Genomic DNA, 13,283 nt, shown 5'->3' with positions numbered 1-13,283 from the left:
GCCCGCCTGCCTCGTTGCTGACCTGACATGACGTCTCTTGTTTCCAAGCGGTGGTGGGCGTCGGCGCTACGCGGCGTGCTGCCGTACCTGCGTTGGGGTACGGCTGCGGTGCTCACGCTGCTGCTGGTGCTGGATCTCGCGTTTCCGCCACCGCTGCCCAGGCAGCGTGACACCAGCACCCTGGTGGTCGCGCGCGATGGCACCCCGTTGCGCGCGTTCGCCGATGCCGACGGCGTGTGGCGCTACCCGGCCTCGGCCGACAGTGTGTCGCCGCTGTATCTGCAGGCACTGCTGAACTACGAAGACCGCTGGTTCTGGCGGCATCCGGGTATCAATCCGTGGGGGCTGCTGCGGGCCGGCAAGCAATGGCTGTTCGAGCAGCGGATCGTCTCCGGTGGTTCAACCCTGACCATGCAGGTCGCGCGTATTCTCGATCCGCATACGCGCACGCCGTGGGGCAAGGCAAAGCAGCTGCTGCGCGCGGTGCAGCTGGAATTGCACCTGAGCAAGGCGCAGATCCTGGCGCTGTACCTGGAGCGCGCGCCCTACGGTGGCACCATCGAAGGCGTGGAAGCGGCGAGCTGGGCCTATCTGGGCAAACCGGCCTCGCAGCTGTCGCACGCCGAGGCGGCGTTGCTGGCGGTGCTGCCGCAGTCACCCAGCCGGTTGCGCCCGGACCGCCACCCGGAAGCGGCCCAACGCGCGCGCGACAAGGTGCTCGAACGCATGGTGTCCCTCGGTGTGTGGTCACGCGAGGAGGTCGACGACGCCCGCATCGAACCGGTGGTCACCCGCGCCCTGCAGCCGCCGCTGCATGCCGCACTGCTCGCCCAGCGCCTGCGTTCGGCACAGCCACGGGCCGCGCGGATCGAGAGCACGCTGGATATCGGCCTGCAGCGCACGCTGGAGGAACGGGTGTCCTCGTACTTTTCGCAACTGCCCGAGCGCACCTCGGCGGCGCTGCTGGTGGTGGACAACCGCACGCTGGAAGCCCGCGCGTACGTCGGCTCGGTGGCCTTCGGTGACAAGCAGCGGCTGGGCCATGTGGATATGGTCCAGGCGTGGCGCTCGCCGGGCTCCACGCTCAAGCCGTTCCTGTACGGCATGGCGCTGGACGATGGCCTGATCCATTCCGAAAGCCTGATGGTGGATGCGCCGCAGAGTTTTGGCGGCTATCGCCCCGGCAACTTCGATGCGGCCTTCAACGGGCCGGTCAGTGCCGCCACGGCCCTGCGCTTGTCGCTCAACGTGCCCGCGGTGGACCTGCTCGACCGGGTCGGCTCGGCCCGTTTCGCCGCACGGCTGTCGCATGCCGGCATCAACCTGCGGTTTCCCCACGGCAGTGCGCCGAACCTGTCGCTGATCCTCGGCGGCACCGGTGCGCGGCTGGAGGATCTGGTCGGTACCTTCGCCGCGTTCAACCGCAACGGCATCGCCGGCCGGGTGCGTTACACGGCCCAGGATGCGGTGATCGAGCGGCGCCTGATGTCGCCCGGCGCGGCGTGGATCACGCGGGAGGTGCTCGAGTCCAATCCACGCCCGGGCTACGGCACCGGTACCTTTGATGTCACCGGCCGCCCGCGCGTGGCCTGGAAGACCGGCACCAGCTACGGCTACCGCGATGCCTGGGCGATCGGCACCACGCGGCATTACACGGTGGGCGTCTGGGTCGGGCGACCGGATGGCACGCCGCTGCCCGGCCAGTACGGTGCGGTGACCGCCCTGCCGTTGATGTTTGAAGTGGTCGACAGTCTGCCGCGCCAGGCCGGCGATGCGAGCGCGGCACCGATGCCGGCGAGCGTGGCGCAGACCGACATCTGCTGGCCCACCGGTGGCCTCGCCGAACAGACTGCAGCGACACTATGCCAACGGCGGATGCCGGCCTTCGTGCTGGATGCCGTGGTGCCGCCGACCTTTGCCGAGCGCGAGGCGCGGCTGTGGCAACCGGGTCTGCAGCGGTTCCAGGTGGATGCGCGCACCGGGCTGCGGCTGTCGCCCGAGTGCAGTCGGCCGCACGAAGCAGAGCAGCGCGAGATCGCGCGCTGGCCGGCGCTGTTGTCACCGTGGCTGCCGCAGGCCCAGCGCCAGGCCTCGCAGTTGCCGGCCCTGTCGCCGGATTGCAGCGACGATGGGCGTGAAAGCGGTGGCACCCTGCACATCGAAGGGTTGAGCGACCGCGCCACCCTCGCACGCGCACCGAATGCCGAACACGGCGTGCGCCTGCAACTGCGGGCGCTGGGCAATGAGACCACGGTCGATTGGTTGCTGGACGACCGCTGGATCGCCCGCACCGAAGGCGCGCGACTGTTCCAGCGTGATTTCGACGAGGTGGGCGAGCACACGCTGACCGCATTGGCCGCCGACGGTGCCTGGACGCAGGTGCGGTTCCGTATCCTGCGCTGACGTCGCGCCGCGAAGACGCCGGTAGTGCCGGCCGCTGGCCGGCATCCCACCATGAACGGTAGTGCCGGCCGCTGGCCGGCATCCCACCATGAACGGTAGTGCCGGCCGCTGGCCGGCATTGCAGTGCGTTCGAATCCTGTGCGGAGCCGGCCAGCGGCCGGCACTACACGTCTGTTCGGGTCCTGCGCGGAGCCGGTACGTGGCCGGGGTTACTCCCCGATCCAGCCGTCGAGCAGATCGGCGAATTCGTCGGCGTGTTCCTCTTCCTGGGCGAGGATCTCTTCGAGGATGCGCTTGGTCGTGGTGTCCTTGTCGCCCACGAAGTTGATCATCTCGCGGTAGCTGTCGATCGCGATGCGTTCGGCGATCAGGTTCTCACGGACCATGTCGCGCAGGTCGCTGCCTTCCTTGTACTCCGCGTGCGAGCGCGCGGTAAGCGTATCCGGGTTGAGGTCCGGTTCGCCGCCGAGCTGCACGATGCGTTCGGCCAGCTTGCCGGCGTGCGCCTGTTCCTGCTGTGCATGCTCCAGGAACTCGGCCTTGATCGAGTCGGCGAGCATGCCCTTGGCCATGAAGTAATGGCGGTAGTAGCGCAGCACGCACACGTATTCGGTGGCGAGCGCATCGTTGAGCAGCTTGATCACCGCCTCGCGGTCGGCGCTGTAACTGTCGGTGATCGCGCCGTCTTCGATATCCTTGCGGGCCTTGGCGCGCAGGGTCGCGGTGTCGCTGATGCCCGGCGGACAGGCGTTGTCGGGAGCGGCGTTGTGTTGCTTGTTGGCTGGCTTGGACATGGCTGGCCGGTTTCCTTTGTTGCGTGGGTCTAGCGGGGGAGATGCTCCAGCACGTACTGCGCTGAAGACACCTCGAATTTTCCGGGTTCCTCGATGAAGGTTTCGCGCACGACACCGTCTTCCACATACAGCGCGAAGCGACGCGAGCGCGTGCCCATGCCCGAACTGCTGGCATCCATTTCCAGGCCCAGCGCCCGGGTGAATTCACCATTGCCGTCGGACAGCATCTGCAGCCCCTCGGGGACCTGTTGGCTCTCGCCCCAGGCCTTCATGACAAACGGGTCGTTGACCGCCATGCAGAACACCTCGATGCCGCGGTGGCGGAATTCGGGGAACTGCTCGATGAAGCCGGGCAGGTGCCGGGCCGAACAGGTCGGGGTGAATGCGCCGGGCACGCCGAACAGCACCGCCTTGCGCGAATCGAACAGGGCATGGGTATCGATGGTCTCCATGCCCTCGCGGATGCGCTTGAGGGTGACTTCGGGGATGCGGTCGCCAACGTGGATGGTCATGCGGACTCCTTGGACACAGGCAGGGTAGTGAGGGGCATGGGATGGCCATGTCAACATGTTGAAAACCGGCCGTGCAGACCCATCTTCAGCGGGAAAGGCGGGCCACGGGGGCAGCGTAGCCGCCCGGGATGTCCGCCGCATTGCGCAGGATCATTCGCCTCCGGCGTCACGGTGGGCCGACCCGCAGCAGCTAGAATTGCGCGGACGGCGCCCGCCCACGCGGGTGGCCGAACTTAGTCGAGGTGTTTGGATGGAATTCAAGGATTACTACGCCACGCTCGGGGTGGAACCCACCGCGGGCGATGCTGAGATCAAAACCGCTTACCGCCGCCTGGCGCGCAAGTACCACCCGGATGTGAGCAAGGAAGCCGGGGCCGAGGACAAGTTCAAGGCGGTCAACGAGGCGTATGAGGCGCTGCGCGATCCGCAGAAGCGCGCGGCCTATGACCAGCTCAAGGCGCAGGGCTACCGGCCCGGCGAGGAGTTCCATACCCCGCCGAACTACGGCGGTGGGCAGGGCTATGATTTCGAGGAGGTGTTCGGGGGCGGCGCCGGTGGCGGCGGCTTCAGCGATTTCTTTGAAAGTCTGTTCGCGCGCCAGCGCGGCGGTGGCGGCGGGCGTGCCAGCGGTTTCGGCGGTGCCAGCCAGGGCCCGCAGCCGACCCGCGACACCCGCGCCAAGCTGTCGGTCCCGCTGGAGGCCGCCTACCAGGGCGACAGCCTGCGCATCAACGTCAACGGCAAGCAGCTGGATGTGCGCGTGCCCAAGGGCATCCGCCCGGGCCAGGTGATCCGCCTGACCGGGCAGGGCACCGGTGGCGGCAACCTGCTGCTGGAAGTGGAGTACGCCGAGCACCCGCAGTTCGAGGTGGATGGCCGCAACATCCTGTACACCCTGCAGGTGACCCCGTGGCAGGCGGCGCTGGGCACCAGCATCAGCGTGCCGACTCTGGGCGGTGCGGTGGACCTGAAGGTGCCGGCCGAGTCCGATGCCGGGCGCAAGCTGCGCCTGCGTGGCCGTGGCCTGCCGGGCAACCCGGATGGCGATCAGATCGTGGAGCTGGAAATCATCGCACCGGCGCCCACCGATGAGGCGCAGAAGAAGGCCTACAAGGCGCTGGCCAAGGCCTTCGGCGAGAAGGTGTGAGGCATCGGCATCACGCCGTCGGCGGTTCCTGGTGGCTGAAAACGCGCTCCAGCACCTCCGACAGCTCGTCTTCGGAGAACGGCTTGGTGATGTAGGCCTTCGCCCCCTGCCGCATGCCCCACATGCGGTCGGTGTCCTGGTCCTTGGTGGTCACCAGGATCACCGGAATGTGCCTGGTCGAGGCGTCGCGGGCCAGCGTCCGGGTCGCCTGGAAACCGTTGAGGTTGGGCATCACCACGTCCATCAGCACCAGATCGGGCAGCTCGGCCTTGGCCGCTTCCACCCCGGCCGCGCCGTCGGTGGCGGTCAGGATCTGGTGCCCGAGTTTCTCGACGATCCGCTGTATCCCCAACAGCTGCGACGGTGAATCGTCGACGATCAGAATGCGTGCCATGGTGTTCCCCGTGTGATGCCCGCAGTGTAGTGCGGGCATCGCGCCGTCGTGAAGCGCCGGGCGTGCCGTCCGTCGCCCGGCTGCCACGCTCAGTCGATTCGTACCACCGTGCGGCCGTGGTTGCCGCCCGCAAGCAGGGTATCGAACGCCGCCGGCAGGCCATCCAGCCCGATTTCGCCCGTACAGATCGCGTCCAGATGCGCCGGCTTCCACGCACCACCCAGCTTCTCCCAGACCGCTTCGCGCAGCTCGCGCGGTGCACTGGAGGAGGACACCCCGATCAGCGACACGCCGCGGATGATGAAAGGCATCACCGTCATCTCCAGCTCCGCGCTGGCGGCCAGGCCGGCACCGACCACGGACCCGTAAGGCACGGTCTGGGCCAGCAGGCTGGTCAGCATCGCGCCACCCGCGTTGTCCAGCCCACCGCCGAAGCGCGCCGACTCCATCGGGCGGGTGGTTGCCAGCACCTCACGCGGCAGGACCTCGCGCGCACCCAGGCCACGCAGGTAGTCGGCCTGGTCGGGCTTGCCACTGATCGCATGCACCTCGAAGCCCGCGCGGGTAAAGATGTCCACGGCCAGCGAGCCGACCCCGCCGGTGGCCCCCGTGACGGCCAGCGGCCCGTGGGCAGGGGTCTGCCGGTTGTCCAGCATCCGCACCAGGGCCAGTGCGGCGGTGAAGCCGGCCGTGCCCAGGATCATCGCCTCGCGCGGGGTCAGTCCCGTCGGTTGCCGGATCACTGCGCTGGCGGCCAGGCGCACATAGGGGCTGTAGCCGCCATCGCGGGTCTCGCTCAGCCCGCAGCCGGTAGCGAGCACCGCATCACCCTCGCGGTAGGCCGGATCGGTCGAGGCGACCACCGTGCCTGCCACGTCGATGCCGCCGACCAGCGGGAAACGCCGCAGGATCCTGCCCTTGCCGGTGCCAGCCAATGCATCTTTATAGTTGACCGAGGACCAGTGCGCGCGGATCACCACCTCGCCCGGGTTGAGCTGCGCCAGCCCGATCGGTTCCAGCCCGGCGTGGTAGCCGGTATCGTCCTGGTGGATGCGGAAGGCGTTGAACCGGTCGGGAATTGCCATGAAGATGCCTGACGGGGGGAAACCACTACCTTACCCGCTGCGGTTATGAATCGTTCCCGGAGATGCGTGACCCCTTCCAATCCTGTCGATCTGCCCCATCTAGTAGAATCGACAACGTTTTAACGGTTGACGGTGCGGGAGTGGCCCGCAGGCAACCTTACCTTGATGGAGCGTGCATGGCCTGGAATACACCCGGCGGCAACAAGGGCGGACAAGGCCCCGACGAGAATCGACGTGGGCCGTTCGGTCCTCGCGGTGGCGGCAATGGCGGCGGTTGGGGCGGTTTGCCCGGTCCGTTGAAAGACCTGTTCGATGGCGGCATCCTGCGGTGGGTCGCGGTGGCTGCAGTGTTGCTGCTGCTGTTCTCCAGCTTCCAGCTGATCGGCGAGCAGCAACGCGGTGTGGTCCTGCGCTTCGGCCAGTTCCATCGCATCCTGCAGCCTGGCCCCAACTTCAAGCTGCCCTGGCCGCTGGAATCGGTCACCAAGGTCAATGCCACCGAGATCAAGACGTTCAGCAGCCAGGTGCCGGTCCTGACCCGCGACGAGAACATCGTCAACGTCTCGCTCAACGTCCAGTACCGCATCGATGATCCGCGCCTGTACCTGTTCGGCTCGGTCGATGCCGACCAGGTGCTGGAGCAGACCGCGCAGAGCGCGGTGCGTGAGCAGGTGGGTCGTGCCGACCTCAACAACGTGCTCAACAACCGTGGCCCGCTGGCCGTGGCCGCCGAAGAGCGCCTGCAGGCCTCGCTCGGCATCTACCGCACCGGTCTGTCGGTGACCGGCCTGACCCTGCCCGATGCCCGCCCGCCCGAGGAGGTCAAGCCGGCCTTTGACGAGGTCAACGGTGCCCAGCAGGTCAAGGAGCGTCTGATCAACGAAGCCCAGGCTTATGCGGCCAAGGTGGTCCCGGAAGCGCGCGGCCAGGCCTCGCGGGCCCGGACCACCGCTGAAGGCTACAAGCAGGCCGTGGTTGCCAAGGCCGAGGGTGATGCCGAGCGCTTCAGCCTGCTGCAGGCCCAGTACAAGGACGCCCCGGAAGTCACCCGCAAGCGCCTGTGGCTGGAAACGGTGCAGACGGTGCTCTCGGAGAACCGCAAGATCATCGGCGGCGATGGCCGCCAGCTGATCTACGTGCCGATGCCGGGCGACACCCGCACCAGCACCAACGCCGCTCCGGCGGTGACCCCGGAAGTCATGCTGCCGTCGCTGCCTGCCAGCACGGCCGTGGATGGCGTTCGCAATGCGGAGCGTCCGACGACGCGCCCGACCGGTCGTGAGGAGGGCAGCCGATGAGAAGTTCACTGTGGATTGGTCTGGCCGTAGCGGTCCTGCTCGGCCTGCTGGGTTCGGTCTACGTGGTCCGTGAGGACCAGACCGCGATGGTGCTGAACCTGGGCAAGGTGGTCCGTGCGGACATCAAGCCGGGCCTGCACTTCAAGGTGCCGCTGGTGGAAACGGTGCGCGTGTTCGATCGCCGCTTCCAGGTGCTCGATACTGCCCCGGCGCGTTACTTCACCGCCGAGCAGAAGGACGTCAGCGTCGACTTCTTCGCCATCGGTTACATCTCCGACGTGCGCGCGTACTTCCGTGCGACCGGCGGCGATGCCCGCGTGGCCAACGCCCGTCTGGCCCCGATCATCACCGACTCGCTGCGCAACCAGATCAACTCGCGTTCGTTGCAGCAGCTGGTCTCCGGGGATCGCAGCGAACTGATCGCCAACCAGCTGACCGGCATCAACGAGTCGGTCAAGGCGCTCGGCATGCAGATCATCGACCTGCGCATCAAGCAGATCGACCTGCCGACCGACAGCCAGGTGATCAACGATGTGTACGAGCGCATGCGCGCCCAGCGCAAGCAGGAAGCAGCCAAGCTGCGCGCCGAGGGTGAAGAGCAGTCGCTGACCATCCGTGCCCAGGCCGACCGCGAGAGCACCGTGATCGTGGCCGAAGCCGAGCGCGACGCCCAGCAGCTGCGCGGTGCCGGCGATGCCGATGCCGCCCGCATCTACGGCAAGGCCGGCTCGGCCGACCCGTCGTTCTACGCCTTCTACCGCAGCCTGGAGGCCTACCGTGGCTCCATGACCGACGGCAACGGCGTGATCGTGCTCGACAAGAACGACCCGTTCCTGCAGTACCTCAAGAGCGATCGCTGAGGCCGCAGGCGGTAGTCATCCACGGGGACCCGGTGCAGACCGGGTCCCCGTTTTGTTTGTGGAGATGTCATGAAAGATCTGTTCTCGGCGCTGTGCCTGGTCGCCGTGCTGGAAGGCCTGTTCCTGTTCGCCGCCCCGTTGGCCTGGAAGCGCATGGCCGAGCAGCTGTTGATGCTGCGCAGCAGCGCCCTGCGTGCGTGGGGCGGGGTGATCCTGCTGGCCGGCCTGACCACGCTCTGGTGGATCCGTCACGCATAGCGTCGGGCGTTGCCCGGCCCCTGACCCGGTAATGCCGGCCACTGGCCGGCTCCGCTCTGCCCCGCGTCTGACCGGGTAGTGCCGGCCGCTGGCCGGCTCCGCAGCCATGGTCGGGAGCCGGCCAGCGGCCGGCACTACCCTGTGGGCCCGTCCTGACCGGTTGCCAACACGGGCTGCCAGCGGGGTGGCACCTGCCCAGGGAAACCCGGATAATGCAAAAAAGCCGGACGGGCCTCCCCGTTCGGCTTTTTCCGTGTCTGGGCCTTCCATCGCCGGCCGCTCCCCGTTTGGAGCCGCCATCACCGCGCTGGCCAGCCCTGCCACGGTTTACCCGTCCGCGGCCCCGATGGCCGCAACATATGAGGAGCCCGTCATGGGTCAGTCTGTCGTAGTGCTTGGTGCCCAGTGGGGCGATGAAGGCAAGGGCAAGATCGTCGATCTGCTCACCGAGGAAATCGGTGCCGTAGTGCGTTTCCAGGGCGGCCACAACGCCGGCCACACCCTTGTCATCAATGGCAAGAAGACCGTGCTGCACCTGATCCCGTCGGGCATCCTGCGCGAAGACGCGCTGTGCCTGATCGGCAACGGCGTGGTGATCTCGCCGGCCGCGCTGCAGAAGGAAATCGCCGAGCTGGAAACCTCCGGCGTGGAAGTGCGTTCGCGCCTGAAGATCTCCCCGGCCGCGCCGCTGATCATGCCGTACCACATCGCCCTGGACCAGGCGCGCGAACGCGCTGCCGGCGGCAAGGCGATCGGCACCACCGGCCGTGGCATCGGCCCGGCGTATGAAGACAAGGTGGCGCGTCGCGGTATCCGCATCGCCGACCTGCATTACCCGGCCCAGCTGGAAGAACTCCTGCGCACCGCGCTGGATTACCACAACTTCGTGCTGACCAAGTACCTCAATACCGACGCGGTCGACTTCCAGAAGACCTACGACGAAGCACTGGCCTTCGGCGAATACGTCGAGCCGATGAAGTCCGACGTCGCCGGCATCCTGCACGACCTGCGCAAGCAGGGTAAGCGCGTGCTGTTCGAAGGCGCCCAGGGCGCACTGCTGGACATCGACCACGGCACCTACCCGTACGTCACCAGCTCCAACACCACCGTGGGTGGTGCACTGGCCGGTGCCGGCGTCGGTGCCGATGCGATCGACTACGTGCTGGGCATCGCCAAGGCCTACGCGACCCGCGTCGGCGGTGGCCCGTTCCCGACCGAGCTGGACGATGAAGTCGGCCAGGGCATCCGCGACCGCGGTGCCGAGTACGGCGCCTCGACCGGCCGCCCGCGTCGCTGCGGCTGGATGGACATCGTCGCGCTCAAGCGCGCCGTGGCCATCAACGGTATCAGCGGCCTGTGCATCACCAAGCTGGACGTGCTCGACGGCATGGAGAAGCTGAAGGTCTGCATCGCCTACGAATACCGTGGCAAGCGTACCGAGTATGCGCCGCTGGACGCGCAGGGCTGGGAAGAATGCACCCCGGTGTACCTGGAGTTCCCGGGCTGGACCGAGAACACCCACGGCATCACCAACTGGGATGACCTGCCGCCGGCCGCCCGCGCTTACCTGCGCGCGCTGGAAGAGCTGGCCGGCTGCCCGGTCAGCATCGTGTCGACCGGCCCGGACCGCGACCACACCATGGTCCTGCAGGACCCGTTCGCCTGATCAGGCGCGTAGTGCCGGGCATGCCCGGTAGTGCCTGAAGGTGCAGGAAAAGCCCCGCGAAAGCGGGGCTTTTTCGTGGCGGGGGCGCCTCAGCGCTGGCCGATGCCCATCCGTACTTCGGACAACTCCAGGTTGCCGTCCTGGTTCGCATCCAGCCGTTGGAAACGCATCTCCGAGGAGCGGCGCATCTCTTCGGCACTCAGTTCGCCGTCACCATTCTGGTCGGCGATGCGTACCCACTCGGTAGCGGAGAACTCACCGTCGCGTTGCGGTCCCAGTACCGCCTGTACTTCATCGACGCTCACGCGGTAGTTGTGATCCGCATCGACCAGACGGAAGAACGCGTCACCGTCATACTCATCACGGCTGACCTTGCCATCGCCATTGCGATCCAGCATCGCGAAGCGGTCCGATGCGGTGGCAGGCAGGTCCTGCGCCGCGGCAGCACCTGCTGCGAGTACGCCAGACAACGCGAGCAGGGCGATACGGGGCGCGGACATCGTCACGGTCTTCTCCAGAACGGGCAGGGCGTGCCGTCAGGGCCCAGTGTCCGCCGCGTGGATGACCACGACAACGGCAATTTCCCGCATTCGCGCCAGTAGTTTTACTGAGTGCGCCCGGGCAGCTGACCGCAACGTTCGCGCCCGCGCCATCGACACCATGGCATGCTGTGCAGCCACTCAACGAGACACCGGGGCGGCATGGAAACGGGAGATCAGGCGGGCATCGGCATGAGCAGCGCGAACCGCGCCCTGCATGCGGTGGTATCCGAGCTTGAAGCGCTGTTGCGCGGCGACGGCGAACGCCACTGGGCGGACTGGATGCGGCGCGTCATCACCCAGCTCGAGCAGGGCAATCCCGGCGCGCCGGAAAGCCTGCTGCGCGCCTACGGTGGCATGGGGTCTTTCAACGACCTCGCGCTTGGCCAGGATTACAGCAACGGCCACTTCCAGTGGAAGGCAGACGCTGGCGAGCTCAATGACCGCCTGGATGCGCTGCGCGGCCGTGCCTGGGAACTGGCGCGGGCGATCCGGGACGCTACCCCCGGCCCCCGTTGATCAGAGCGCCTGCTGACCTTTCAGCACCGGATAGGGGTTGATGGATTCGCCTTTCCACCACTGCTTTTCCGGGCCCAGTACGTGGATCTCGAAATGCAGGTGCGGCGCGTCGGGGCTGGCATTGCCGGTGCTGCCGACATAGCCGATCACCTCGCCACGCTTGATGGTCTTCTTCTCGGCCAGACCGTCGGCATAGCGGTCCAGGTGCGCGTAGTAGTAGCAGTAGCGGCCGCTAGGCTCGAACTGGTACACGGTCAGCCCGCCCCGCACGCTGTCAAACAACTTTTCGACCGTCCCATCGGCAACCGCCAGCACAGGCGTGCCCTTTGGCGCAAGGATGTCGATCGCATCGTGCACGCGACCTTCGCTGCGTGCATCGGTGAAGGTGTCCTGCAGTTGCTCGGCACCGATGCCCTGCACCGGGAGCAGCAAGGCGCCGGCCGCGTTTGCCGGTGCCGGTGCGGCACCGCCCGCGTCAGGCGCGTGCGGTGTGGGCGTGGTCTGGATCGGTACCGGCGCCGGGGCCGGGGCCGGGGTGGCAGCGGGTGGCGGTGGCGCATCGAGTGCGGCGCGGGTGGAACTCGTGGCCGAGCCTATCTTGGCCGGCTCGGCGGCTCCCAGGCGGGCAGAGGGGCCAGGCCCCAGCAGCCAATACCCGACCACGCCGATGACCAGGCCCACCGCCAGCAGTCGCAGGATCTTCATCTGCTTACTCCTGCATCACGACCGGCACGGAGGCATCCACTGCGTCGGCCACCTGCAGCGCATCCCAGTTGGTCATGCGCACGCAGCCGTGCGATTCGGTCTTGCCAACGTGGCCGGGCTCCGGGGTGCCGTGCAGGCCGTAGTGCGGCTTGGAGATATCGATCCAGACCACGCCGACCGGATTGTTCGGGCCGGGCGGCAGCACCGCCTTGCTGTCACCGGCCTTGGCGTCCCAGAACAGCTTGGGGTTGTAGTGGAAGGTCGGATCGCGCGAAATGCCCAGGATCTTCCACTTCCCGATCGGCAGCGGGTCATGCTTGCTGCCCGAGGAAACCGGGAACTGCGCATAGACCTTGCCGTCGGCATCGAACAGGCGCAGCGTCGAGTCGGATTTGTCGATCACCAGCTTGCTGGCCTTGGCCAACGGCGTGACGGCGATGTTCGGTACCTGGATCACACTGCCGGCCTTGCCCAGGTCCACGCCCGGGTTAAGGGTTTTGAGCAGTTCCGGCGAGGCATGGAAGCGTTCGCCCAGCGCCTCTTCCACCGAGCCGAAGCCGAGCGCTTTCAACTTGGCCTGTTCGGCCGGGCCCTTCGGCACGGGGTGGAACGGGCCGGCAACGTCCTCGGCGGTCAGCGTATAGCGCACCAAGGGCGGAGCGCTGTCCGGCTGCAGGGCCTTCCACGTCGCATCGTCCAGTTCGCCGGTGACCTTCAATCCTCGTGCAGCCTGGAAGCCGGAGACCGCGCGTTTCTGGTTCGAGCCGACTTCGCCATCGATCTGCCCCGGCGAGAAATGGGCACGATCCAGCAGCACCTGCGCGTGCAGATCAGAGCGGACGCCGGTCGCCACGGGTGTCTTGGCGGTGGCCGTGTCAGTGGGAGTGGGCGCGGGTGCCGTCTGTGCGACCGCCCAGCCGGAGGACGCTCCCAAGGCGAGGGCGAGCGCGGTGAGGCGGGCGATTCGGTGCAGGCGAAGGGACATCGGCAACTCCAGCGGGAACGTGTTTCCACCATGCCTGCCCGGTGTGCGCACTCGCCGTGAAAACCCTGACGCGCGGCTGAGTGGCGTACGGGAACCCGCCTACGGCGCGCCTAAGGTG

General features: G+C 67.3%; 14 protein-coding genes. 7 read left to right on the top strand and 7 right to left on the bottom strand.

The genetic code is table 11. The annotated features are described in order from the left end of the window. Positions 1-27 precede the first annotated feature (27 nt). Complete coding sequence (gene pbpC / locus PV764_RS06100; RefSeq protein ID WP_421116313.1) at positions 28-2,403, top strand: penicillin-binding protein 1C; 2,376 nt, start codon at positions 28-30, stop codon at positions 2,401-2,403. A gap of 209 nt (positions 2,404-2,612) precedes the next feature. Here pbpC and PV764_RS06095 read toward each other — a convergent pair whose 3' ends face one another. Both PV764_RS06095 and PV764_RS06090 read right to left on the bottom strand, forming a co-directional pair. Beyond that, positions 2,613-3,197: a ferritin-like domain-containing protein gene (locus PV764_RS06095; protein ID WP_421116312.1), complete on the bottom strand. Its 585-nt coding sequence runs from the start codon at positions 3,195-3,197 to the stop codon at positions 2,613-2,615. A 29-nt stretch (positions 3,198-3,226) separates the two neighbouring features. Beyond that, on the bottom strand, positions 3,227-3,709 hold the full coding sequence (locus PV764_RS06090; RefSeq protein WP_019186086.1) for a peroxiredoxin: 483 nt from the start codon (positions 3,707-3,709) through the stop codon (positions 3,227-3,229). A gap of 250 nt (positions 3,710-3,959) precedes the next feature. Between PV764_RS06090 and PV764_RS06085 the strand changes: the two genes are divergently transcribed. Beyond that, positions 3,960-4,856 carry a DnaJ C-terminal domain-containing protein gene (locus PV764_RS06085; RefSeq protein ID WP_019186087.1) on the top strand — a complete coding sequence of 299 codons (897 nt, stop codon included), beginning with the start codon at positions 3,960-3,962 and terminating at the stop codon, positions 4,854-4,856. 10 nt (positions 4,857-4,866) lie between these two features. Here PV764_RS06085 and pilH read toward each other — a convergent pair whose 3' ends face one another. Together pilH and PV764_RS06075 are read right to left on the bottom strand one after the other, a co-directional pair. Beyond that, positions 4,867-5,250, bottom strand: a complete 384-nt coding sequence (gene pilH, locus PV764_RS06080; protein ID WP_019186088.1) for a twitching motility response regulator PilH — start codon at positions 5,248-5,250, stop codon at positions 4,867-4,869. Positions 5,251-5,339: 89 nt separating this feature from the next. Then, entirely contained in the window at positions 5,340-6,335 is a 996-nt protein-coding gene (locus PV764_RS06075; protein ID WP_019186089.1) for a YhdH/YhfP family quinone oxidoreductase, read from the bottom strand. Between the two features lie 176 nt (positions 6,336-6,511). Here PV764_RS06075 and hflK point away from each other — a divergent pair, with 176 nt between their 5' ends. The 4 genes from hflK (at position 6,512) to PV764_RS06055 (ending at position 10,417) form a co-directional block, all read left to right on the top strand. Further along, positions 6,512-7,633, top strand: a complete 1,122-nt coding sequence (hflK, locus tag PV764_RS06070; RefSeq protein WP_070471393.1) for an FtsH protease activity modulator HflK — start codon at positions 6,512-6,514, stop codon at positions 7,631-7,633. Continuing rightward, positions 7,630-8,493: a protease modulator HflC gene (gene hflC, locus PV764_RS06065; protein ID WP_019186091.1), complete on the top strand. Its 864-nt coding sequence runs from the start codon at positions 7,630-7,632 to the stop codon at positions 8,491-8,493. The genes hflK and hflC overlap by 4 nt, the downstream gene beginning before the upstream one ends. 69 nt (positions 8,494-8,562) lie before the next feature. After that, positions 8,563-8,751 (top strand): DUF2065 domain-containing protein, encoded by a 189-nt coding sequence (locus PV764_RS06060; RefSeq protein ID WP_019186092.1) that lies wholly within the window; start codon positions 8,563-8,565, stop codon positions 8,749-8,751. A gap of 373 nt (positions 8,752-9,124) precedes the next feature. Continuing rightward, on the top strand, positions 9,125-10,417 hold the full coding sequence (locus tag PV764_RS06055) for an adenylosuccinate synthase (RefSeq protein WP_019183490.1): 1,293 nt from the start codon (positions 9,125-9,127) through the stop codon (positions 10,415-10,417). 89 nt (positions 10,418-10,506) lie between these two features. Here the strand turns inward: PV764_RS06055 and PV764_RS06050 are convergent, their stop codons facing one another. Further along, positions 10,507-10,917 (bottom strand): EF-hand domain-containing protein, encoded by a 411-nt coding sequence (locus tag PV764_RS06050; RefSeq protein WP_421116311.1) that lies wholly within the window; start codon positions 10,915-10,917, stop codon positions 10,507-10,509. Positions 10,918-11,148: 231 nt separating this feature from the next. Between PV764_RS06050 and PV764_RS06045 the strand changes: the two genes are divergently transcribed. After that, a complete protein-coding gene (locus PV764_RS06045; RefSeq protein ID WP_019183488.1) occupies positions 11,149-11,475 on the top strand; it encodes a DUF6966 domain-containing protein in 327 nt (108 codons plus the stop codon). Here the strand turns inward: PV764_RS06045 and PV764_RS06040 are convergent, their stop codons facing one another. Both PV764_RS06040 and PV764_RS06035 read right to left on the bottom strand, forming a co-directional pair. Continuing rightward, on the bottom strand, positions 11,476-12,180 hold the full coding sequence (locus PV764_RS06040; RefSeq protein WP_421116310.1) for a M23 family metallopeptidase: 705 nt from the start codon (positions 12,178-12,180) through the stop codon (positions 11,476-11,478). A gap of 4 nt (positions 12,181-12,184) precedes the next feature. Further along, complete coding sequence (locus PV764_RS06035; protein ID WP_421116309.1) at positions 12,185-13,165, bottom strand: L,D-transpeptidase family protein; 981 nt, start codon at positions 13,163-13,165, stop codon at positions 12,185-12,187. Between the last annotated feature and the right edge of the window lie 118 nt (positions 13,166-13,283).

This window comes from Stenotrophomonas sp. AS1 (assembly GCF_048957655.1).
In the GTDB taxonomy this organism is placed as follows: domain Bacteria; phylum Pseudomonadota; class Gammaproteobacteria; order Xanthomonadales; family Xanthomonadaceae; genus Stenotrophomonas; species Stenotrophomonas bentonitica_A.
The sequence above is the reverse complement of the archived record's forward strand: the minus strand, read 5'-3'. Positions and strand labels throughout refer to the sequence as shown.